The organism is Asticcacaulis sp., from assembly GCA_024707255.1.
Classification (GTDB): domain Bacteria; phylum Pseudomonadota; class Alphaproteobacteria; order Caulobacterales; family Caulobacteraceae; genus Asticcacaulis.
This window is the reverse complement of sequence record JANQAC010000002.1, coordinates 962,556-986,144: the sequence shown is the minus strand read 5'-3', so window position 1 is coordinate 986,144 and position 23,589 is coordinate 962,556. Positions and strand designations below refer to the sequence as shown.

General features: G+C 60.0%; 15 protein-coding genes, 2 tRNA genes and 1 pseudogene. 7 read left to right on the top strand and 11 right to left on the bottom strand.

Translation table 11 applies throughout. The annotated features are described in order from the left end of the window. Positions 1–217 precede the first annotated feature (217 nt). Both NVV72_15930 and NVV72_15925 read left to right on the top strand, forming a co-directional pair. A complete protein-coding gene (locus NVV72_15930) occupies positions 218–1,438 on the top strand; it encodes a hypothetical protein (GenBank protein ID MCR6660752.1) in 1,221 nt (406 codons plus the stop codon). Further along, entirely contained in the window at positions 1,438–2,661 is a 1,224-nt protein-coding gene (locus NVV72_15925; GenBank protein ID MCR6660751.1) for a hypothetical protein, read from the top strand. The genes NVV72_15930 and NVV72_15925 overlap by 1 nt, the downstream gene beginning before the upstream one ends. Positions 2,662–2,700: 39 nt before the next feature. Here the strand turns inward: NVV72_15925 and NVV72_15920 are convergent. The 4 genes and pseudogenes from NVV72_15920 to NVV72_15905 form a co-directional block, all read right to left on the bottom strand. Next, a pseudogene (locus NVV72_15920) lies at positions 2,701–5,537 on the bottom strand (valine--tRNA ligase). Positions 5,538–5,658: 121 nt separating this feature from the next. Then, complete coding sequence (locus NVV72_15915; GenBank protein ID MCR6660750.1) at positions 5,659–6,210, bottom strand: DUF2497 domain-containing protein; 552 nt, start codon at positions 6,208–6,210, stop codon at positions 5,659–5,661. Between the two features lie 189 nt (positions 6,211–6,399). Further along, complete coding sequence (locus NVV72_15910) at positions 6,400–7,797, bottom strand: TolC family outer membrane protein (GenBank protein ID MCR6660749.1); 1,398 nt, start codon at positions 7,795–7,797, stop codon at positions 6,400–6,402. A gap of 249 nt (positions 7,798–8,046) precedes the next feature. After that, the gene (locus NVV72_15905; GenBank protein ID MCR6660748.1) at positions 8,047–8,676 is read right to left on the bottom strand and encodes a protein-L-isoaspartate O-methyltransferase; all 630 of its coding nucleotides are present in this window, start codon (positions 8,674–8,676) and stop codon (positions 8,047–8,049) included. Between the two features lie 202 nt (positions 8,677–8,878). Between NVV72_15905 and NVV72_15900 the strand changes: the two genes are divergently transcribed. Continuing rightward, positions 8,879–8,952 (top strand) — tRNA-Cys (locus NVV72_15900). A 118-nt stretch (positions 8,953–9,070) separates the two neighbouring features. On the opposite strand, the gene NVV72_15895 is transcribed toward NVV72_15900, so the two are convergent. Beyond that, entirely contained in the window at positions 9,071–10,366 is a 1,296-nt protein-coding gene (locus tag NVV72_15895) for a methyl-accepting chemotaxis protein (protein MCR6660747.1), read from the bottom strand. A 346-nt stretch (positions 10,367–10,712) separates the two neighbouring features. Here NVV72_15895 and NVV72_15890 point away from each other — a divergent pair. Further along, a tRNA-Asn gene (locus tag NVV72_15890) sits at positions 10,713–10,788 on the top strand. A 226-nt stretch (positions 10,789–11,014) separates the two neighbouring features. Here NVV72_15890 and NVV72_15885 read toward each other — a convergent pair. Then, positions 11,015–11,701 carry a hypothetical protein gene (locus NVV72_15885; protein ID MCR6660746.1) on the bottom strand — a complete coding sequence of 229 codons (687 nt, stop codon included), beginning with the start codon at positions 11,699–11,701 and terminating at the stop codon, positions 11,015–11,017. Between the two features lie 563 nt (positions 11,702–12,264). On the opposite strand from NVV72_15885, the gene NVV72_15880 reads away from it, so the two are divergent. After that, positions 12,265–12,456, top strand: a complete 192-nt coding sequence (locus tag NVV72_15880; protein MCR6660745.1) for a hypothetical protein — start codon at positions 12,265–12,267, stop codon at positions 12,454–12,456. 182 nt (positions 12,457–12,638) lie between these two features. Here the strand turns inward: NVV72_15880 and NVV72_15875 are convergent, their stop codons facing one another. From NVV72_15875 to NVV72_15855, 5 genes are all read right to left on the bottom strand, one after another. Next, complete coding sequence (locus NVV72_15875; protein MCR6660744.1) at positions 12,639–14,123, bottom strand: tryptophan 7-halogenase; 1,485 nt, start codon at positions 14,121–14,123, stop codon at positions 12,639–12,641. Then, the gene (locus NVV72_15870) at positions 14,120–15,139 is read right to left on the bottom strand and encodes a cupin-like domain-containing protein (protein MCR6660743.1); all 1,020 of its coding nucleotides are present in this window, start codon (positions 15,137–15,139) and stop codon (positions 14,120–14,122) included. Before NVV72_15870 ends, NVV72_15875 begins: the two co-directional genes overlap by 4 nt. Next, positions 15,132–15,848, bottom strand: coding sequence for a SapC family protein (locus NVV72_15865; GenBank protein ID MCR6660742.1), 717 nt, complete (start codon positions 15,846–15,848; stop codon positions 15,132–15,134). The genes NVV72_15870 and NVV72_15865 overlap by 8 nt, the downstream gene beginning before the upstream one ends. A 1-nt stretch (position 15,849) precedes the next feature. Then, positions 15,850–17,406, bottom strand: coding sequence for a tryptophan 7-halogenase (locus tag NVV72_15860; protein MCR6660741.1), 1,557 nt, complete (start codon positions 17,404–17,406; stop codon positions 15,850–15,852). Positions 17,407–17,514: 108 nt separating this feature from the next. Next, the gene (locus NVV72_15855; protein MCR6660740.1) at positions 17,515–20,574 is read right to left on the bottom strand and encodes a TonB-dependent receptor; all 3,060 of its coding nucleotides are present in this window, start codon (positions 20,572–20,574) and stop codon (positions 17,515–17,517) included. Positions 20,575–21,001: 427 nt separating this feature from the next. On the opposite strand from NVV72_15855, the gene NVV72_15850 reads away from it, so the two are divergent. Together NVV72_15850 and NVV72_15845 are read left to right on the top strand one after the other, a co-directional pair. Then, positions 21,002–21,706 (top strand): ABC transporter ATP-binding protein, encoded by a 705-nt coding sequence (locus NVV72_15850; GenBank protein MCR6660739.1) that lies wholly within the window; start codon positions 21,002–21,004, stop codon positions 21,704–21,706. Further along, the gene (locus tag NVV72_15845) at positions 21,706–23,589 is read left to right on the top strand and encodes an ABC transporter permease (protein ID MCR6660738.1); all 1,884 of its coding nucleotides are present in this window, start codon (positions 21,706–21,708) and stop codon (positions 23,587–23,589) included. Before NVV72_15850 ends, NVV72_15845 begins: the two co-directional genes overlap by 1 nt.

Genomic DNA, 23,589 nt, shown 5'->3' with positions numbered 1-23,589 from the left:
GAAACTCCCCGGCGCCCCGCCCGTCAGGGCCTCCCGCCTTCAATAAAAAACGCCTGGTCCTCTTAAGACCGCAGAGGATGGCAAATCTATGGTGGCCCCCCACCCGGCCATTCGACACCCGCATCAGACCTGAAACAATCAGGCCAAACTAACGCCGTCCGGACTCGATAAGTCCCAAACAAGAAATGCTCAATATCCGCTTAGAGCCAAGAGTTCAATGGTCAAACTCAACCTCCCCCGCCTCCCCGGCCACACTTCGCCAGCACTTTACTGGTTGTCGATTCTTTTCTTCCTGCCTTTGATCGTTGGCATCATCGCCAAACTCTATCGATCAAAATATATCTTTTCCGAATACCAGTCCGTCGCCTGCGCCGGGCTGAAAGCGTTACAGGGCGCGCCCATCTATGCGCTGGATCTGCAATGCCCCGGAATGCGCGCCGCCAGTTTCGTGTATTTGCCGGGCGTGGCCCAGGTGGCGGCCTTTTTAGAGCGCCTCCTTACCGAGCCCGGCTTCCTGATGCTTTACCTGGTTTTTTACCTGGCCGCGGCGGCGGCCCTAATCTATGTCCCCCTCTTCACCCGCAAGACACCCGGCCACTGGCGTGACAAACTGCCCTTTGCCGTTTTCTTAAGCAGCAGCGCCTTCATGCTCGGCAATATTGCCGTCATCCTGCATGGCCTTGTCCTTGTGGGCGCGCTGGCGATCGAGATCAGCCCGTGGCTATTCATTGCGGCAGTGGCCATAGCGGCCTGGGTCAAGCCGACCTTCCTTACCTACCTGATGGTCATTCTGCTGCTCGACATCCCGCTCAGGCGTCGTATCGGTCTGATGGCCTCAGGCGTCATCATCGGCCTCTTGCCGCTGGGTCATTTCATCCTGACCGGCGGCGCCCTGACCCAGCAATGGTACGCTCTGCTGTCGCACTATGTTTACGAGGTCACGCCTGGCGTCGGCTTCTTCGGCTGGACCAGCCTGATTGGCCTGGACCCGGCGCATGTAAGCATCAAACTTGCCTATCTCGTCTTTGCCGGTCTGATAACTTTCAGCGGCCTGGCCCTGGTCAAGGGTCTGCAACTGAACCGCCGCGAGCGCATCTGGCTGGGCCTCAGCCTCGCCGCCCTGCTTATTCCGCGTATCATGAGCGAGGATATCTGCCTCATCGGACCAGGTCTGCTGATCCTGGCCGACAAAAGTGCCAATCTGGCCGGGCAAGGTCAAAATGCGCACAGGAATGGCCGCGGCCTTATCCTGGCGCTGTGCGTCTTTGCCCTTGCCGGCGCCATGACCGGTCTGGCCGATTACAGCGAGCCCATCGCCTTGCTCGGCCTTTGCCTGTACGTGCTCTGGCTTGGTCAGCACACGATCCGCACGCGCCTGCCGCACATCCTGGCGCCGTATGTGACGTTCGCACGCAAATCCGAAACGGCGGTGAACTGATGGACTCGCTTACCTGGTTTGAACGTTTCACCGCCCGCAAAAGAAATCTGTGGTTTTTCTCACTGTTCTTCCTGTTTCCTCTGGTCGGCAACCTGATCAGCCGCCTGACAAAGGCGCGTTACTGGCTGCCGGATTTCGATGCCCTGATCTGCGGGGCGCATAATGTTTCGCGCGGCATATCCCCTTACAGCCTGCATCCGATATGCGACGGCATCCGCCCCACGCCCTATGTCTATGCCCCGCAGGTGGGGCAGTTTTTCGCGCCGCTCGAACAGGTCTTCGGACTGGAAGGCGCGCGCTGGGCCTTTGCACTGGTCTATATGCCGGCCATGCTGTGGCTGTTCTGGTATGCCATTATGAAACCCATGGAAAAGGCGCCCTGGCATTTCCGCCTGATGACCCTGGCGGCCATGGTCGGCAGCGTCATGTCCTGCGGCAATATCGGCCTGCTGCTGCATGCGCTCACCATTCTCGCCGCCCTGCACATGTCGAAATCGCGCCTGCCCTATATCGCCATCGTTATCTGCGGCGCCCTGATCAAGCCGGTTTTTGTTACCTATCTGATCGTTCTGCTGCTTGAGGACAGGCCCCTCATGGCCCGGCTGCGCACCTTCCTGTTATCAGCCACAGTGGCCGTCAGTGCTTTGCTGGCCCTGTTCCTGACCGCCGGCCGCTTCAGCGATGACTGGCACGCGGCGCTTAATGCCATCGTCATCCTCGAACAGCCCGGCATCGGCTTCTTCGCCACCACCTCGGCCCTGGGCCTGAGCACGGCTTCGCCCATCACCCTGATCGGGCTTGGCCTGTTCGTCATCGGCATGGGGCTGGCCAGCCTGGTCCTGGCGGAATGGGGCGGCCTGACGGCGAAAGAGCGAATCATATTCGGTCTCGGCGCGGCGCAGTTCCTCAATCCGCGCCTGATGGACTATGACATGTTCGCCCTGGCGCCTTGCATGGCCATGGTGGTCATGATGGCGAAGCCGCTGGGCCAGAAAACCTTCATATGGGTAAGCTGGGCCTTCGCCGGCACGCTGATCTTTTGCGTCGTCTGCAATATTCTGGAAATCCGTGCCATCCATCGCGCGCCGGTCGCGGTCTTCGCCTACGGCCTGATCCTGCTGGCCGTCGCCGGGCTAACTGCCTGGCCTGAACGGGCACGAATCCGCGGCTGGTTCCGCAATCCATTGCCGGTCCTGCAGGATATTCTGGCGCAACGCATATAAAAAAAAGCCCCGCAGCCATCAGGTTGCGGGGCTTTTGTTTTACGAGGCGGCCTTGAGCCGCTCCAGCGCGGCAGCAAGCTTGGCCTTGCCGTTTTCCGCCTCCTCCAGGCGTTCGCGGTTTTCGGTGATGACCTCTTCCGGCGCCTTGCGGACAAATTCCGGATTGTCGAGCTTGCGGCGAACGCCGTCGATCGTCTTGTCGAAATCGGCAATGCCCTTGGCGAGGCGCACCTGTTCGGCCTTGAGGTCGATAAATTCGGCAATCGCCAGATGGGCAGTCGCTTCGCCGGCCAAGAAGGGAACCGAACCGGTGGCCGCTTCGCCCACCTTCACCTCTGACAAACGACCTAAGAAAAGGATCAAATCCTCATGTGTTTTCAAACGGCTGGCCGTTACCTCTGAGGCACCGCTTAAAGAGAGCGGCGCGCGCGCCGAGCCCGGCACGTTCATTTCCGACCGGATCGAGCGAATCCGCTGATCAGGTCGATCAGCCAGTTGATTTCCTCATCGGCTTCGGCATCGATGGCGCCGGCATCGGCTTTCGGCCAGCTATGCGCGATCAGCATGTCGCTGTGACCGGTCTTTTCCCATAGTTCTTCGGTGATGAATGGCATGACCGGATGCAACAGGATCATGGCCTGATCCAGCACCCAGGCCGTCATAGCGCGGATTTCCGCCTTGGCGGCGGCATCGTCACCATTGAGGATCGGCTTGGCCAGTTCGAGATACCAGTCGCAGAAGACATTCCAGATGAACTTGTAGAGCGCATTGGCGGCATCATCGAAGGCGCAGGCTTCCAACGCCCCGGTCACGGCCACCAGCGTCTTCTGCACCTCGCCCCTGATCCAACGGCTGAGGGTCAGCTTGGCGGTAGATGGATCGAAACCCTCAACACGGGCGCATTCGTTCATCTGGGTGAAGCGCGTGGCGTTCCACAGCTTGGTAGAGAAGTTGCGGTAGCCCTCAATGCGCGGCTTGGCCAGCTTGATATCGCGCCCCTGCCCCGACATCGCGGTGAGCGTAAAGCGCAGGGCATCGGCACCGAACTCGTCGATCAGGACCAGCGGGTCCATGACATTGCCCTTGGACTTCGACATCTTCTGGCCCTTGTCGTCACGCACCAGGGCATTGATGAAGACACGCTTGAATGGCGCCTGGCCGGTGAAATGCAGCCCCATCATCATCATCCGGGCCACCCAGAAGAAGATGATGTCGAAGCCGGTGATAAGGGTGTGCGTCGGGTAGAAGCGCTTGAGGTCTTCGGTATTATCCGGCCAGCCCATGGTCGAGAACGGCCACAGCGCTGACGAGAACCAGGTATCGAGCACATCCTCGTCACGAGAAATACGGATTTTATCTCCGACAAAAGTCCATTCAGTTTCGGCTCTCTGCCCTTGTGATGCTTTCTGCGCCTGCGTTAAACCGTCCACGCGAGTATCACCAAGAAACACTTCTCTGTCATGAGCAGCATAGTAAGTCTTTGCTTGCTCGAAGGCTTCAGCCTCAGTCTCCGCAACAAAACACTCAAGCTCACCTACTCGCTGAATCCCATCTACGAATTTCGGGCCATACCAAGCCGGGATGCGATGGCCCCACCAGAGCTGACGCGACACACACCACGGCTCAATATTGCGCATCCATTCGAAATAGGTTTTCTCCCAGTTCTTAGGCTCAAAGACTGTCCGGCCGTCTTCGACCGCCTTGATGGCTTCCTTGGCCAGTTCCCCGGCATTGACGTACCACTGATCGGTCAGGAAGGGCTCGATAACGACGCCGGAACGGTCGCCATGCGGCACCATGTGCTTCGTCTTCTCGACCTGTTTCAGCCAGCCTTCTTCTTCCGCACGGGCTATGATCGCCTTGCGGGCAGCAAAGCGTTCCATGCCGCGATAGGCTTCCGGCACCGGATCGAGTGCCAGCAGATTAGCCTGGGTGTCGAGAATATTGATCTGCTCCAGATCATGGCGCTTACCAACCATGAAATCGTTGAAGTCATGCGCCGGGGTGATCTTGACTGCGCCGGAGCCCTTGGCCGGATCGGCGTAGTCGTCGGCGACGATCGGGACGCGACGGCCAGTGATCGGCAAGATAACAAACTTGCCGACCAGATCCTTGTAGCGCTCATCATCCGGATGCACGGCCACGCCGCTATCACCCAGCATGGTTTCCGGGCGCGTGGTGGCGACAACGATATAGTCGCGCTTTTCCAGGGTCTCGTTACCCTCTTCATCCTTGACGGGATAATCGAAGGTCACACCATCGGCCAGCGGATAGGCGAAATGCCAGTAATGGCCGTCGATCTCCTTCTGCTCGACTTCGAGGTCGGAAATCGCCGTCTGGAACTGCGGGTCCCAGTTGACCAGGCGCTTATCGCGGTACATGAGCCCCTGCTGGTGCAGGGTGACGAAGACCTTGCGCACCGCCGCCGAAAGGCCATCATCGAGCGTAAAGCGCTCGCGCGACCAGTCGCACGACGCGCCCAGGCGTCGCAATTGCTTGACGATCGTGCCGCCCGATTCCGCCTTCCATTCCCACACCTTGGCGACGAAAGCCTCGCGCCCCATCTCCCGGCGACCGACATTGGTACCCGAAGCGGCCAGTTGCCGCTCCACCACCATCTGTGTGGCGATGCCGGCGTGATCCGTGCCCGGCAGCCACAGGGCCGCCTTGCCGCGCATCCGCTCAAAGCGAGTCAGCACATCCTGAAGCGTGTTATTAAGCGCATGACCGATGTGCAGCGAGCCTGTCACATTGGGCGGCGGGATGACGATGGAGAAGGTTTCCTTCGCATCCGACGGGGAAAATACGCCGGAGTCTTCCCACTTTTTATACAGGCGGGGCTCAACGGCGGCGGGATCGAAGGTTTTTTCCAGCATGGTCTCGACAAAGATAAAGCCCTCAAGCCGCGAAGCGGTAGGGCAACGTTAAATTAAAAAAAGAGCGGCTCACCGCTGTGATGCCGCTCTCTTAACAAATGAACTCAAAAGAATCTATGGATTAGCGGCGACTTTGGCGGGCAATCCGCTCGACTTCAAGACGGACCTGTTCCTCGACGATCGCCGGCAGGTGCTGGTCGAGCCAGGCTTGCAGCATCGGACGCAGCAGGTCCTTGGCCACATCTTCCAGAGTGCGGTCGCTGTGCGGCACCAGCAGGTTGCTGGTCAGGGCGCCGAAAGACGATGCGGCAATCGATTCAGTCCGCTCACTAACGAGGCCGCCAACGGATGCGGGGGCCAGAACGGGTGCCGGGTTCGGTGCCGGAGCCGGTTCTGGCGCGGCAGCGGGTGTGTAGGCATCGATATCACCGATGGACACCGATTCCGGCGCCTCATAGGTTTCGGTCAGTTCGAGCACATCGTCTTCAGCCGCCTCTTCGCTCTCCGCTTCCGGCTCAGCCGCAGCGGCGAAGGCGTCGTCTTCCTCCTCGACCTCAGGTTCGGCTACAGCCTGTGCCGCCGCGTCTTCCGGCGCGTCATCTTCCGAGATGATGCGGCGAATGGAAGCGAGGATTTCTTCCATTGTCGGTTCGTGTGCGGATTGTTCTGCCATGTTTTTTTAACTGCTGCGAATCGGGTTCGGGAACTGAAACCTTGGAGAGGGTGACACGTGTTCGCCGCATTTTGCAACTGTTTAGGCGGATTTTGCCGCCAAATTTCACCGAGGCGAAGAATTTTTTGTGAAGAAACCCGCCAGTTCCCCGGTGGGCCTCTCCAGACCAATATAAAGGCACAATGCGGATTAGTTGCCGCCGGCTGCCAGGCCGTCCAGTGCATGAACCACCGGTTCAAGCGGCGTCCAGCCCTTCGACTTAACGTCGTCAAAGTGTTCCTGCGGATCGTAGACCTGGATATCCGGCACAAACGCCTTGGCCGTCAGTCCCCCCATGACCGAGAGCAACTGGCTGCCCGCCACATATTGCCCGCGCTCCGCTTCGATCAGCGCCAGTTGCGCCGATTTCAGTTCCTGCTGGGCATTCAGAACCTCGATATTGGTGCGCAGCCCGACCTGCTGCTCGACCTTGACGCCGTCGGCGGCCACCTGGGCGGCCTTGACCTGCTCCTGGTTAGAGGCCACGGCCGATTTTGCCGCCAGCATCTGCGACCAGGCCTGCGACACCGACGAAATCACCTGCCGGCGTGCGGTTTCAACCACCTGAAGCTGGGCATTGTAGTTTTCCGTCGCCTGGCGGACGCGCGAGCCATTCAGACCGGCGCTGAACAGGGGAATGGACAGGCGAAGCGTGGCCGACGACGAATCGTTATCCGTAATATCTCCGACGCCCAGGCCGGATTGCGTACCGCCTGTACTGGCCGACAGCCCGATCGTGGGACCGAAGACCGAACGCTCGGCGCGCACCTGTGCCTTGGCGGCATCGGCCGCATACTGCGCGGATTGCAGGTCGGGATTGCTCTTTTCAGCCGCCGCCAGAGCGGTATCAAAATCGGCCGGAAGCCCCGGCAGATCCGGCTCGGCTTCGAGCGCCACCGGCGACTGGCCGACGATGGCCACATAGGAGGCGCGATCGGAATCAAGCTGCGCCTGGGCCGAAGCCAGGGCTGCCGCCGAGGCCGACAGGCGCGCCTGAGACTGGGCCACGTCGGTCCGCGTCAACTGGCCGGCATCGAACTGCGCCTGGGTCTGGTCAAGCTGCTGCTTGAGGATATCGTAATTGTCATGCGAGATTTGCAGGGCGCGCTGGTCGCGGCGGACGGCGGTATAGACGCTGATGACATCGAGCAGGACGCCGGACTCGGTGCTGCGCAGGTTCTCCTGGCCCGCCATGACATTGGCGCGCGAGGCTTTCAGCGAAGAGGCGATGCCGCCGGACGCGAAGACCGTCTGGTTGGCAGTCAGGCCGGCACTGGTGGACGAGCGATCGCCGGTAAAGCCGGGCAGGTCATTATAGGTGGCCGAGGCGCTGGCGCTCAGCGACGGCCCCAGTTGCGAGCGGGTCTGGACATAGGTTTCGTCGGTGGCGCGCTGGGTGGCGCGGCTGCGCAGCAGCGTCGGGTTCTGGGCATAAGCCTGGGCGATGGCGTCGTTCAGGCTTTCCGCCTGGGCGCTGACAGCCATTGTCAGCGCCAGTACTGAAACCGCGGCGGCCAGGCCGAAGGTCGCAAACTTGGAATTCGTCATAAACAGATGTCCCCACGTCATTAAGGCAGGCGACACGCCTGCCCTGTTGCCTTCCAGACGCATGTACGCGCGGCCCGGCTGCGGCAATAAGCTAAAGATTACCTCTGAAATCCTACTGCCAGAAGATTACAGGCTTGGCGAGTTACGGATTTTTCACGTTCGGCTTTTTACCAGTATACACAAAATTCAACGCGCGGTGGCGACTTTAATGTCGCACCCTAAGGGCCCGCCCGACGAATTCTGTCAGTATCAGAACTCGAATGACGGGGTACGCGCGAAGCCCGGCAGGGTCGATGGTGCCGAATCGAAGACATCGCGCTCGGAAATGCCGGATTCAATGCGCAGATAGAGGCGCGCCCGGCCCACGGGCCCATCCTTCACAACCACGGCCAGGCGACCGCCGACCTTGAGCGCCTTCAGCCATGTGGCGGGTACTTCGGCCACGGCGCCTTCGGTGATGATGATGTCATAGCCGGAACCGGCCGGCGCTTTGAGATCAGCCGTCACGCATGTGACGCCCTGTTCCTTGAGATAGGGCTCGACCACCGCCATGACGCGCGGATCGGCTTCCTGCGCCGTCACGGTCAGGCCGGCGTGCTGCAAAACGGCAGCGGCATAGGGCGCGGCCAAAGCCAGGACCGTTTCGCCGGCTTTGGGCTCGGCGGTTTGCAACAGCTTGGAAATATCGCGCGGCTTCATCAAAACGCGGCCCGGTGCGATCGGGGTTTCGACCTCGCCATAGGCGCCAAACGCTTGAGAAGGCGCACACAAACGCTCGCGCTGGATATGGCGCATGGCCACCTGCAAGGCCGCGTCGGTGACATCATTCACGCGAACCTGGGATCTGACCATATTCTGACGGGCGGCGTGAAAATCCATAATGCTGATCCTTGGAGGCTTAATCGAACGCTTTGCACCGCTTATAAGAGCAAGCGGCGCGCGCTTCAATCGCCATAAGCTGAGATTCACCGGCAAAAAACGCACAATCGCGCGGGCTTATGCACATTTATCCGAAAATTTGCACCTGAGATCATTGCGGGCGATGATGCGATCTGGTAGCGAACGCATCCGCTCTATGCGAGGCCTGATGGCGGAGCGGTTACGCACCGGATTGCAAATCCGTGAAGCCCGGTTCGACTCCGGGTCAGGCCTCCACACTTTCCCAAAAAATAATGTCGAACTCCAAGTCCCTGGACTTGGCAAGGCCGACTGGCCGCCCCAGCCTTTGCGAGGCGCCATGGGGGACACGCCTAGTCCCGCGCCTGAAATCTAACTAAGCCGCGCGCATATTGGCCAGGAACCGGGCCAGTTCCATCTTCAACTGGTCCGACGCGCGGCTGACCGACTTGGCTTCTTCAAAAACCACGCTGGCCACCTGCCCGGTTTCATCGGCGACATCGCGCACCGAATCGATATCATTACCCACGCTTTGCGACCCCTCCGCCAGGAGTTCGACCGTTTCGGCGATCTCGCTGGTGGCCATCTGCTGGGCGGCGACGGAACGAGCGATATCGTCGGCGCCAGAGCGCAGTTCGGATATGGTGCTGACAATGCCAGCTATTGCGCCCGTCGCTTCCATGGCGTCGTTCTGGATTTGCTGCACCTTGGCGGTGATCTCGCGGGTCGCCTTTTCCGTCTGCTGCGACAGGGTCTTGACCTCGGCGGCCACCACCGCGAAGCCGGCGCCGTGTTCCCCTGCCCGTGCTGCCTCAATGGTGGCGTTGAGCGCCAGAAGGTTGGTCTGCTGGGCAATGGAGGTGATCATGTCCACCACCGCGCTGATTTCGTCGGCGCTGCGGCCAAGGCGGCTCATCAGGGCCGAGGTCGATTCGGCCTCCGCCGAGGCGCGGGCGGACACCTGGGTCGATAATTGCGTCGAACCGGCAATTTCATTGGCGGTCTGCGACAACTCCATCACCGTGGAAGCCACCTTTTGCGCGCTTTGGGAGGTCGTGACCGCCACCGAGGCCACCTTGGCGGCGCTTTCCGATGCCGCGAAGGCCGACTGGCTCATGGTGTCCGAAGAGGTGATCATGGCCTTCGAGGACTGCGTCAGCCCCTCAAGCAGGGCCGACACCTGGCTTTCCAGTTTGTTGCCAAGTTCGTGCAGCGCCGCCCGGCGTTCGGCAGCGATCGCCTCAGCGTGACGCGCCGCCTCATCTTCCAGACCCACAAGCTTCTGGCCGTTGGCGCGCAACACATCGAGCGCCGCGGCCAGACGGCCGATTTCGTCGGACCGATGCGCGCCCTCCGCCGGCGTATCGAATTCGCGGCGCGCCAGCCGGTCGGTATAGTGGCTGAGGCGGTCAATGACCGAGAAAACCTCGCGGTCGAAATAGATGGCGGCCGCCAGCCCCGCCAGGCCGACGAGAACCGACGCCGCCAAAATCAGGCCGGCAAAACCTTTCTCAAGGCTCTGCACCTGATTGATGTAGTCCCCCTGGCCATGGTTCAGCAGATGTCCGACTGTCGAGGTGTGATGCAGCGCCACGAATGTCGCCAGGCCGAGCCCCACAAAAAACAGCGCCAGCAGCGCACGGATACGAACCTTGATCGGGGGCAGACGCACGGGTGATTCCTTATCTTTTATTCAGGCAATGACCCTTTTCTGCTCATGGTTAAATTGTCATGAATAAATTACCGCACGACGACAGCTAACAGGCTTACGGCTTATTTTTCCCCTCACAGGCGCATTTACCCCTCATTAACCCGACTCCTTTCATAACGGCGTTGTCTTTGCTTATCTGAAGACACCCACCATCACCAAACTCCAAAGGCCCGAAAGCTCTTTTCGGGCTTTTTTTCGTTTGAAATCAGGGCAAAGCCACTTCACGCACAGAATTGTGCAAAACTTTCAGCTTAGGGCTTGCCATGCAGTTCAAACCCTTGCTATAGGGCGCGCCTTGCCAGCGTGTTCCCCGATAGCTCAGTTGGTAGAGCAGTCGACTGTTAATCGACTTGTCACAGGTTCGAGTCCTGTTCGGGGAGCCAGCAAGGCTTATGTCTTAGGCATATCAACAACTTGCCAATATTGTTAGATTTTTAGTCTTGCTCCTGTGCAAATCAGGAGAGCAAATGGCAGTGCGCATGGTGAAGTTAGAGCGGCATAAATCAGGCTCATGGGCCAGCCGTAGTGATCCCTCACGACATTCAGGCGGCATACAAGGCAGCTTACGGCAAGATCATGAGACCAAGCACTGGCCTGCGTCCCTGGACATCACTTAGCCCCGAGAAAGCTTGATTTATCGTAGTTCAACACACCAGCGCCGGGTAATATTACATTGTTCCCACCAAGCGTTTTGTCGAGCTTGATAATCCATGGAATTGCGGCCTGAACGCGCCCTCGCGTCAGAGCTTCGGTTGAATATTCTACGCTGAACTTCTTAAAGCGCACCCCGCGACCAAGCGTTACGTGCAGAAGCTGCGGGGATAAATTGGCCGCAGATTTTGGATCATTTATGTTTCTAAAAAATATGATGGCAGGAACGTGATCGCTTGGTATTTCCCAGCGACGGCTCAGAGCCGAAGGCCTAAGTCGCATATACTGATAAAATGTACCCGTCAGGTCTTTCCGACCATAGAACGGTATAAATATAAATCGTCCGTCTCCCAGATCCACTGTGACGGCCTCACCTTTTACCAAGCAATTTCGGACACTTAAGGAACGTACTATTCCTCCACCTTTTGCGCACCAATACTCTTGGACTGAAGCCCCCTTGTACTCTCTACCGTTGACTTCAATGATTGCGGTCAGCTTTAACTTAGTCGGCCAGTGAATGGAGCTGCATCCGCCTAAAGTAACTGTCCCGGCCAGAAATACACCGGCCGTAACATAGCGAATGCTTAACCGCTCCAGCCAAAGCGCCAAATGCCGTGCAGCTTCCTTCAGCTCCTGCTCGATCATCCCGCCTCTCCGATAAAGTCTACGATAGACAGATTATCCGACAGATCGTCAGACACGCGGGTCAAGCGACCGGAAATTGGTCGAGTGCCCACCCGTTTCAACCACGGTAGCCGCTCCTCGATTCTTCCGTGGGTCACGAACGAAGCACTGTATGAAACTCTTACTGCTTCTAACCGGACACCGGGCCCAAACGCCGCTTCCAGGTGGCCTGGTGATACCTTCATAACAGACATTGGGTCTGCCTTGTCCCTGAACATAACCATTAAAGGGATCGAATCAGCGGGCAGCGGCCAACTCCTGCTTATCAAGTAAGGTTTCGCCCTCATCATCCGGTCGAACGTACTTTTCGTGTCAGCGTTATTCTTCAAGGTAATGAATAGCGTTCCTCTATCCCCCATATCGACAGCTACGGCCTCCCCCGCACACGACAGCGCGCAACATTCATTGACCCGAGGAGTCCACCGCCCTTTGTACAGCGGTACTCCTGGACCGATGAACCTTCATATAGTTTGCCATTCACCAAAACCCGTCCAGTCACTCTTATTTTTGTGGCGTGCTCAATCATGCTGCACCCCACGACCGCAGCACCACCGAAAGCGCAAACGGACATGCAGATGAAGCTTCGCAACACCTTCGGAAAAGAAGATGAGACGGTCATTACTTTACCCTTAAAGCTGCATTTTTCGTACTTGGAGACGTCTTTGTCCGGTTTAGGAACCCGCGACAACGCGATTGTTCAATCCAAAAGTTTCTGAATAGTGACGTTTTGCCATCCACACGGCATCATTGATAAAAGCCATTCGCATATACGCCACAGATTGCACCACGTTACAATACTTGCATACCGCATATAAATCTTCAGCTTATTACAGGGTTTTGCCCGTCTATCGGCGTCCGACGCGCGGAGCCGGTTTCGATACCAGTAGGCAACACCCGATCAACTCATTGCGCAATACTGGGCGACATAGGTTGCATGTTCCGGCAGGGACGCCGCCGTGCGGGTCACGGAGTCTCGCAGGCCCGTCAGCAGGCGGTTCAATTCATCCTCCGTCAGCTTTCCGGCGATGGGGTGATAGCTGTGCGGCACGATGCCCTGCCCCATCATCACCTGGACCCAGCTATTCTCGGCGAACAGTTCCTCATTGCGGCGGAAGACGCGGCCGGTTTCGCGGAAAAGCTCGATCTTCTGGGTCAGGCTGTCGGGGATCGGCATGGAGGCGCAATGCCGCCAGAACGGGCTGTCGCGCCGTTCGGTGACATGATAATGCAGGATCAGGAAATCCCGGATCTGTATCATGTCCTGATCTTGCTGGTCGTTGAACTCCAGGATATCGCGTTCGCTGATCCGGCCTTGCGGCAGCATCCGGATCAGGCGCAGGATCGCCCGCTGGATCAGGTGGATGCTGGTGGCCTCCAGGGGCTCCATGAAGCCGCTGGACAGGCCGATGGCCACGCAGTTGCGATGCCACTGGCGGCGGCGCGCCCCCGTGGTGAAACGCAGATTGTTCGGTTCGGTGATCACCTTGCCGTCGAGGTTGCCCAGCAGGCGCTCAAGCGCGGCCTCACGCGACAGGTAGCGACTGCAATAGACAATGCCGTTGCCGGTACGGTGCTGTAACGGCACGCGCCATTGCCAGCCGGCGTCATGCGCCATGGCCTGGGTATAGGGCTTGGGCGGCGCGATATTCTCAGTCTGGACGGCGATAGCGGCATCACAGGGCAGCCAGTGCGTCCAGTCGTCATAGCCGACGTGCAGGGCCTCACCGATCAGCAAGGCCCGGAAACCTGTGCAGTCGAGGAACAGGTCGCCCTCGATGCGCTCTCCAGACTCCAGATGCAGGGCTGCTATATCGCCACTCTCCAGCTTAAGCTCGACCCGCGCGATCCGGCCCTCAATCCGCCGGGCGCCTTCAGCGGTGGCTATACCGCGCAGGAAACCGGCGAAGCGCGTAGCGTCGAGTTGATAGGCGTAGTTCAGCCGGTTTTCCGGCAGGTGCGCGAACTTTCCCTGAAGTGCCGCCACCAGTTCGAGGCAATAATCGTCATAGGGCGCCGTGTGGCCGTTTTGCAGGCCGTGCAGCCAGAAGTGCTGGAAACCCGCCGACCAGTGATCCTTGCCGGTAATGCCAAACGAATGGAAATAACGCGTCCCCACATCCTTCCAACCCTCAAACAGGATACCCAGCTTGAAGGTCGCCTCGGTAGCGCGCATGAGCTCGGCTTCGCTGATGTTCAAAAGCCGGTTGAAGGTGACCATCGGCGGAATGGTCGATTCCCCCACCCCCACCGTGCCTATGGCGTCGGATTCGACAAGGGTGAGATCGACTGTTCTGCCCATGGTCCGGGCGATCGCCGCCGCCGCCATCCAGCCGGCGGTGCCACCGCCGGCCACGACGATGTGCAAAGGGGACTTTTCATTCATTGACTGAGCTGCCTTAACAAAAATCCGCGAATACGCGCCGCGCTTTCCGGCGTCAGCGGGGCCAGCACGCTGCGCGCCTCCGCCGGAATATGGTCGACGACCTCGGGGCCATTGTGGAAAATGTAATAGTCGAACATGTCGCGCCAGTGCTGCCGCTCGTCCTCCGGCAGGTCGCGTATGGTCATCATTGCCAGGTTGAGCGCGTCCTGGGGCTGGCCCAGCCAGCGCGGCGTGTCGCGCCACCAGTAATTGACCAGCACGTTGAAAGCCTCCAGCCCCTCGACATGATGCCACCACATGGCCGGTATGAAGAGCGCGTCTCCCGCTTCCAGAACCGTCATCTGCGCATGGTCCAGGGCCTGACGGAACCGCGGAAAGCGCTCGAAATCCGGCGCGTGGAAATCGACCATGCTGACGGCGCGCCCCGCCGGGGTATTGTCCACCGGCCCGAGATAGAGATTGCGGAACTGTTCGCGCGGGAACAGGGTGAAACGCCGACGCCCCACCGCCACGCAGGCCAGGTTGTCAGGGAAATCGTTGTGGGCGGCGATGCGCGTCTGCGTGCCCATCCAGATGCTGGCCATGCATTGCCGGTCGCCGAGATCGACGTGATTTTCCTCATGCAGGCCGTTGAAGAACTGATGAACATCGATAGAGGCCAGATAGACCGGCGGGATGTCCGGTTGTCCCCCCACCGCATCGATCTGCGCGAATATCTCCGGCAGTTTCGCCTTCATCATGCGGAAATTCATGCCCATGTCGCGGTTATAAAACAGCCGACCGTCCGACTTCGCATCCCCCACTGACACGACAAAGCCGGTGTCGCGGCAATGACGCACCAGGTATTCGCGTGCTTCCCGGAAAGACCTGCGTCCGGCCTGGACCAGCGGCCAGCCCGACACCAGCCGGCGCACGACAAATGGCTTTTCCGCCACCTTCAGCAGGGCGTCGAGCGCGGCCGCGTCCGCAACGGTGATTTCCGGTATCTGCGCTAGGCCGGAAAAAATATCAGCCATGCGTCAGACGCTTGTTCTTGCGCTCGACCAGGCGACCGATATTGGAGAGCGAGGCCAGCGCCATGTAGACGGGCATCAGATAGTCTTTGGCGTGCAGTTCGGCCACGGTTTCGGGCGGCAACGCGCGCAGACGCTCCTCGTGGATGACGTGGAAACCGACGAAGCGGTGGGTTGAACCGTCATCGAGCGTGATATCGAGCGCCAGCGGTTCCAGCAGGTTATATGTCATCAGGGTGGCGAAGAAATCCCCGGAGGCGCGGTAGCCTTCATCGAGCTCGCCCAGCTTTTCGGCGATCGTTTCCAGGTAAGGGGTCGGGCGGCCCAGTTCGTCGAAGACCCTCGTGCCTTCCATTTTGGCGATACGCGCACTGCCAAGATCGATATGGACCTGTCCGGAATCCTGGTCCTGCGACGACCGGCCGATCAGGAAGGGCTGGATATCCATGGCCAGCGGTTGGTAACGCGCCTCCCAGCGCCCGCCCTCAAGAAACAGGTTCTCGCCGTTCTCGAAACCGAACAGCGCAAAGGCGGAAAAGCCGTTCCGCTCCGCATTCATGCGGAACAGGATCGGGTATTCGTTCTGCACCTGCCTGAATTCGGCCGGCACGGTCATGCAGCACATCACGTCATCACCGAACTCGGCGCCACGGTGCGTTGAAACGCGCAGGTCACGGTGCGCTTCGGCGGTCAGGATCGCGTGGTTGGACATATCAGCCTTTCAGGTCTTGAGTAACAGGTGTTAACATAGCGGCTTCCCGCAGGGCATCGAGATAGGCGCGGTTGCCCGGCAAACCGGCCGCAAGCCCGCGCGCACGCGCCGTGGCCTGGCTTATGGCATGCCCGGTCACCTCACCGTCACCGGTTTTCATGCTGCCCGCTGCCGGCGGCGGAAAGCCCATGCCGTAGAGCACATACTGGTAGCTGGCCGCCGGGAAGACCTCGTCAACCTGCGGAAAATCAAATGTCGATGGCGGCTGGTATTTCCAGACCTCCAGCAGATCGGCCAGCCGGGCCGGAATGCCGGCCGCTGCGCGGTGCGCCCGCCAGTAGGGTTCTTCACGGCGGCTGAGTATATAGTGCAGCTTCAGGAATTCGACGATGCGATCCCAGCGATAGTGGAACAGCGTATTGAAGCGCCGCGCCTGCACATCCATGGCGGCGAGATCGCGCGGAAAATTGCGCACCAGAGCATCGAGAGACAGTTCGATCATCACGATCGCTGAAGCCTCCAGCGGTTCAAGGAAGCCCGCCGCCTGCCCGATAGCCAGGCAATTACGTTCCCAGAACCGTTCACGATGCCCGGAACGGAAACTCAGCAGACGCGACGACACGGCATTGAGCGAGGTCGCCGCCCTGGCGCGCAGATAGGCATCCAGCGTAGCCTCGGCCTCGGCATCGCTCATATGGGCCGATGAATAGACGCAGCCGATCCCCCGACGCGTCGGCAGACCGATATCCCATGTCCAGCCCGCGGCATGGGCCGTCGCCGTGGTCTGCGAGGCGATCGCGCTGCCCGGCGCGACTGGCACCTGAACCGCCAGGGCGCGGTCATTGAACAGCTCAGCCTGCCGGTCGATGAGGGGCACGCTATAGCAGCCGTCGATCAGGCGGGCGGCATGGCCGGTGCAGTCGATGAACAGATCGCCACTGATGGCCCCATGGGTCTTTGTCTGAACGGCCGCCACATCGCCATTATCCGCCATCGTCACCTCTGTGACGTGGTCGGATATATGGCGCACGCCCAGGGTTTGCGTGGCGTGCCGCGTCAGCAGCCGGGCCAGCTTACCGGCGTCAAGGTGATAGGCATAGTTGAGCGCGCCGGCATAGTCCGGCATGGCGCGTTGTCGCGGCGCCAGGTCCATCGCGCAGATGCCCGGTTGCGGACCGACAAAATCAGCAAACGACTGATTTGCTCCCTTGTCGCGCCAGAGGGCGACACAATCGCCGGACCCGCTTTCCGGCGGCGGCACAAAGGGGTGGTAATAATGATCGCCGGGCGTACCGTCGCGCCAGCCATCAAACCGTGAGCCCTGCTTGAAGGACGCATCACAGGCCAGCAGGAACTCGGCCTCACTGATACCGATACGCGCCAGGGTTTGGCGGATGGTGGGCCAGGTGCCCTCCCCCACGCCGATGGTCGGCACATCAGGCGATTCAATCAGGGTAACCGAAAGTCCGGGCGCCACCGAAGCCGCGAGCACACAGGCTGACAGCCAGCCGGCCGTGCCGCCCCCCACAATCACGATGTCCCTGACAAGGTTATCCATTTAACTCTTTAATCCTCGCGGTGAAACCATATCACCGTGCGCAGGAAAGAGAAGCCACCCCACGCATGGGATGGCTTCTCTCCGCATTTACGCCTTACACCAACTTCATCAGAAGGTGTAACGCACGCCCACCGAGTAACGGGCATAGCCAGGCGCCACGAACTTGACGTTGTTATATGAGCGTCCAAACACGCGACGGCTCTCGTTCGTCAGGTTGATGCCTTCGATGAAGGCGGTCAGGCCGGGCTTGAACTCCCAGCTTGCGCTGGCATCGAACTGACCATAGTCATCGACATAGGTCGGGTTCGGACCGGTGCCGGCCAGGAACTTGGCGCGCCAGTTATAGGCGATACGCCCCTGGATGCCGTTCTTGTCATAGAAGGCTACGGCGTTGGCGCTGTCGCTCAGGCCCGTGAGGGCGAACTGGGTGACATTCCACGGCTTGCTCGGATCGTAGGTCGCATCGCCATCCACCTTGGTATAGTTGAGGATGACGCCGAAACCGGTATCGGCGAAGGTGTGCTGGATGTTGAATTCCCAGCCATAGAGCGCCGAGGTCTGATCGCTGTTGACCGGGGTCGTGACCTGAAAGGTCAGATCCGGATCGTCCGCCGTGGCGATGATCTGGCCGGAGATGTTGCCAGAGCTGTCCAGGGTGTTCTCAAGGTGGACCTCATCGGCGAAGTTCGCGTTCACATAGTTGACAATATCCTGGTAGCTGGCACCGGCGCCCAGGGCGGCGGTGGCGGCATTGGTATACTGTTCGAAGATGTACTGACGAATATTGCCGGTAGCGCCGACTGCCGCGACAGCGGCGTTATAACGCGGCCCCTGGAAGGGCGTCTTCATGCCGAACGCCGTGGTATCGACGCGGTGGGTCGAGATGAAGTTCGAGACGTCCTTGTGGAAGTAGCCCAGCGACACATAGCTGTCCGGACCATAGTACCACTCCGCCGACAGGTCGATATTGTTCGACTTGTAGGGCTCAAGGCCAGGATTGCCCATGCTGCCCGTGCCACCGTTAAGCGCGGCGCGATACAGCTTATCCAGGGTCTGTCCGCCCTGCATACTGGCATAGTCCGGGCGGGTGATCGTCGTACTGGCCGAGGCGCGCATGATGACGTTCTGCATCGGACGGAAGTCGAAGTCGATGTTCGGCAGCAGTTCCTGATACTTGCCCGTGAAGGCGGTGAAGTCCTGCTGGGCGCCGAAGGTCAGGTCGAACTCGTTGGCCGCCACCCAGGCCGACGAAACGGGGATCGGCACCAGGGCCGCCGAGTCGATGTCGGTCTTTTCGTAGCGCACGCCGGCCACCAGGTGGGCCGGATTGTCGAACAGGTCAAACTTCATATTGGCCTGAACATAGGTGGCGATCGTCTTTTCCTGGATGCGACGGTCGGTCGTGTAATCGGCCAGGCAGTCCATGGTGCCGCCGCAGACCTGATACAACTGGTCGAGTTTCGCCACATAGTCTTCGATTTTGGCGGCCAGGAACTGCTGCGGGATGGCCGGATTGCCGGCGCCGCTCAGACCGTCGAACTTGTCGGGAATGCTGACCAGATCGAAGATGTCGTCCGGTATATCGGAAGCCGGACCGACGCCGCCCCAGGTGTCGTGCTGGATATAGCCGTAAGCCGAGCGCACCTTGTTTTCAATCGAGGAGGCGCCGAAATCGATGCTGTCGATGAAGCTGTCATCGAAGCTGTAACGGCCCCTCACCTGAACCTGGTCGATCTGGTCCTTGAAATAGGCGTTACGGAAGGCGTTGCCGGTCGGGGTAACCAGCGACTTGTCGAGATAGTCGATGCCTGGATACATGCTGTACGACATGACCGGCAGGTAGCTCGAATAGTCGATCTTCTGGTCCATCACGCCGAAGATCGATGCGCCGATCGACATGTTGGAGCCATAGGGGCTGTCCGGGCGCGATTCCGCCGTCGAGTGATGCGCGTCGAGTTCCAGGGTCAGGGCATCAAGCGGCTTCCACTTCAGGTTCAGGCCGGTCGACTTGTTTTCCGACTGGTTGGCGGTCAGGCTGGCGGAATAGGCCAGATCCTTGTGCTCATCGGCGCGGAAATGCTCGGAATACCAGACCGGGCCGGCCACCGGGCCGTCGGTCCAGGCACTGGAGACGTCATTGAAGTTAAACCACACACCAGTCGAGGAGGTACGGTCGGTGACCTTGTTCCTGGAATAGGTATAGTCGAGGGTGGCGGTCAGGGATTCGACCGGACGCCATTGCAGGACAAGCTGGCCGTTCAGGCGTTCACGCTCGATATTATGAATATCGTAGGCGCCGTTCTGCTGAACTTCATAGACATCGTTGCCTTCGGGGCGATTGGTGATCTTGTCGCCACCAGGCGTACCCGTCTGGGCAAGCGATCCCCAGTTGTTCTCGGTGCCGAGATAGCCGTCACGCCAGCCGGCGCTGAAGTCGTTATTGCTGGCTTTGCGCTTCTGATAGGAGCCCGTGAACAGGATACCGAACTTGTTATCGGCAAAGGTATCGCTGAGGATGCCCGAGACTTCCGGCGTGAAATCGCTGCCGTCATTCTGCGAGGTGTCATAGACCGCCTTGACACCCAAGCTGCCACGGAAGCCAGGCTTGTCGAGCGGACGCGGCGTACGGATATTGATTGTCGAGCCTATGCCGCCGGAATCAACCGAGGCGCGGCCGGATTTGTAGACATCAACGCCGGCCACACCTTCCGATGCCAGGTTGGCGAAGTCGAAGGAGCGCGAAGCCGGTGCGCTGGCGCCATCTCCCAGGGTCGAGGTCGGCATCTGGCGGCCGTTCAGGGTCACCAGGTTGAATTCGGGCCCGAAGCCGCGAACCGTGACGAAAGAGCCCTCGCCGTTGGAGCGGTCGATCGAGACGCCGGTGATGCGCTGCAGCGATTCGGCCAGGTTCGTATCCGGGAACTTGCCCATGTCTTCGGCGGAAATGGAATCAACAACGCCTTGCGCATTCTTCTTGGTCTGCATCGAGCTGCGCAGACTGCCCCGGATACCGGTGACGACAACAACTGTATTGTCGTCAGGTGCTGCGGTCGGCGCCGCGTCCTGGGCGTGCGCTCCGGTTGACAGCGCTGTCAACGATACGCCCGACATAAGAATTGCGCCCAGTGCGCCCTTTAACAGCGCTTTTCGGCTGTAGTGTAATGACATGTCTCGTCCCTTATTTTTTGATGACTATTTTGTTGACTTTAACGGTAATTGCGGAAGCGCGCCTTTTGTCTGATAGACAAAAAATTGTCACGGTCCCGATATCCCGACAAAAAGACCGAGCGTGAAACCACGCATCAATCACTTGATTTTAAGATATATTCTGACATCTCCCCTCAGACTTCTGTATGTGCCAGATAGCCCGATGCTGGTTTAGCATTTAGCGGTTCTGGCAACAAAGTCGCATTGTGTCAAATATTTTTGTCATCGATGTCATAGAGCTGCGCGAAGTTTTGCCAGGACGTGTTAAGTTTGTAACACCTGAATTTATCAGCTTTCACGCCCTATATTTTGCCGGTCGTTTGATCCGGCGCAAATCGCCCTGACTATAAATCCTGTAGGCGTGACTCTTCGGTCACCGGAGCGGCCCATGACTGCCTCTTTCTCGCTGCGTGGCGTCAACAAGCAATACGGCAAGGGCCCAACAGCGGTTCACGCCCTCAGCGATGTCAGTTTCGATATTCAGGACGGCGAACTTCTGATGCTGGTCGGGCCATCCGGCTCAGGCAAGTCGACCCTGCTCAATATTCTGGGCGGACTGGATCACGCCACCAGCGGCGAGGTACGGTTTCGGGACGCGCTTCTGACCGCGATGAGCGACCGCGACCTGACGGCCTATCGCCGCAGGCATGTCGGATTCATTTTTCAGTTCTACAACCTCATTCCCAGCCTGACGGCCCATGAAAATGTCGACCTGGTGCGTGAAATCGCCGATAATCCCCTGTCCGCTGGCGACGCCCTCGCCCTGGTCGGCCTCACCGGCCGGATGGACCATTTTCCTGCACAGTTGTCCGGCGGCGAACAGCAGCGCGTCGCCGTGGCGCGGGCCATCGCCAAGCGTCCGGCGATTCTGCTGTGCGACGAGCCGACCGGCGCCCTCGACCTGCAAACCGGCGCCCAGGTGCTGGAGGCCCTCAGCGAAATCAACCGGCTTTACAAATCAACGACCCTGATCATTACGCACAATGCCGATATCGCCCGGATGGGGGCGCGGGTGGTGCGGTTCGCCGACGGCCGCGTGCGCGAGATCGAAACGAACGCCACGCCGGCCAAACCGTCCGAGTTGGTCTGGTGATGCGTCCGCTCGATGCCAAACTGCTGCGCGACATCTGGCGGATGCGAATGCACGCCGCCGGCATCATACTCGTCCTCGGCTGCGGGCTTGCCGTCCTGATCATGGCCGTCGGCATGAGGGCGTCTCTTGAACAGACCAGGCTCGAGTATTACGCCGACAAGCATATGGCGGACCTGGCCGTCTCCCTGGTCCGCGCGCCCGACCGGCTGACGCCGGTGATGGAGAATGCGCCCGGCGTGGCGGCCGTCGAGACACGTATTTCCGGCTATGCCCTGCTCGACCTGCCACAGGTTGCCGAACCCGTGTCGGCCCGCCTGATCTCCCTGCCGCGGCAGGGGCGCCCGCGCGTCAACGACCTGGCCCTGACCGCCGGCCGCTGGCCCGACCCCGCACATCCGAGAGAGGCGCTGGTCAACGAAGCCTTCGCCACGGCCCTGAAACTGAAACCCGGTGGCACGCTCGACGCCATATTGCATGGCCACCGCCAGCGGCTGGTTGTCACCGGCATTGCCAATTCGCCGGAGTTCGTCTTCGTCACGGCGCCGGGTGAGATGTTCCCGCAGCCGGAACGCTTCGCCGTCCTGTGGATGGGCCGTGACGCACTGGGCGAGGCTTACGACATGCGCGGCGCCTTCAATGACGCCGTCATTCGACTGGCTCCCGGCGCCGATATCCGTGCGGCGACACAGGCGCTCGACGAGACCTTGCGCCCCTACGGCTCCGCCGGCGCAGCCGGTCGCGACCGCATGATGTCCGACCGTTTTTTAAGCGAGGAATTGAGCCAGCTCGGCATACTGGCGAGCTTTATCCCGACCTTTTTCCTGATCGTGGCGGCCTTCCTGGTCAATATCTCGATGGGGCGGGTGATTGCCACGGAAAGGGCCAATATCGGCCTGCTCAAGGCTTTCGGCTACAGCGACCTGGCCATCGCCTGGCACTATGCCGAAAGCGCGCTCATCTTCGGCACGCTGGGTCTGGCGGCCGGCGTCGCGGCCGGCATGGCCTATGGGCGTTTCATTGCGGGCATGTATCGCCAGTACTATCATTTTCCGAATCTTGAGTTTTCCGCTTCCCTGCCGACCCTGATCCTGGCCGCCGCCGCCAGTTTCGCTGCCGCCGGCCTGGGGCCTGGAACGCCGTCGCCAGGGCGGCGCGCCTGCCCCCAGCCGAAGCCCTGGCGCCGCCACAACCCGCCAACTATGCCCAGGGCGGCGGACTGTTCCATGGCTTTGCCGAGGGGCTCGACGCCAAAAAGCCGGATCATTCTGCGCCGGATCGTCCGCTTCCCGCGCCGCGCCGCCACCACCGCCCTGGGCATTGGCCTGGCCATCTCGATCCTGATCGTCACGCAATCCTTTCCCGCTGAAATGACCTATATGCTCGACGTCCATTTCGGCCTCGCCAACCGTCAGGATGTTACCCTCACCCTGAGCGAGCCGCAGGAAGCCAGGGTTCTGCATGACATAGAACGCCTCCCCGGCGTCATTACGACCGAGCCCTTCCGCATCGATGGCGTTGCCTTCAGCAAGGATCAGAGGCGCGTCGAGGAAGCCCTGTTTGGTCTGGCCGAGGGCGCAACACTCAACCGGCTGATCGGCCGCGATCTGTCTGTCATTCCGCCCCCCGCCGAAGGCATCTGGCTGTCGCGCCCCCTCGCCCGCAAACTGGACGCGCGCGCCGGCGATGACATCACCGTCGAGCAGCTTCGCGGCCGGCGCATCCGCGCCACTGTCCGCGTGGCGGGCATTATCGACCCGATGATCGGGTCTTCCGCCTATATGGCGCTTGGCAACCTGTCCCGCCTGATGCGCGAGCCAGCCGGATCAGTGGCGCCTATCTGCGCATCGATCCGGCTGCCTATGCCGCCTTCACCTCACGCCTGA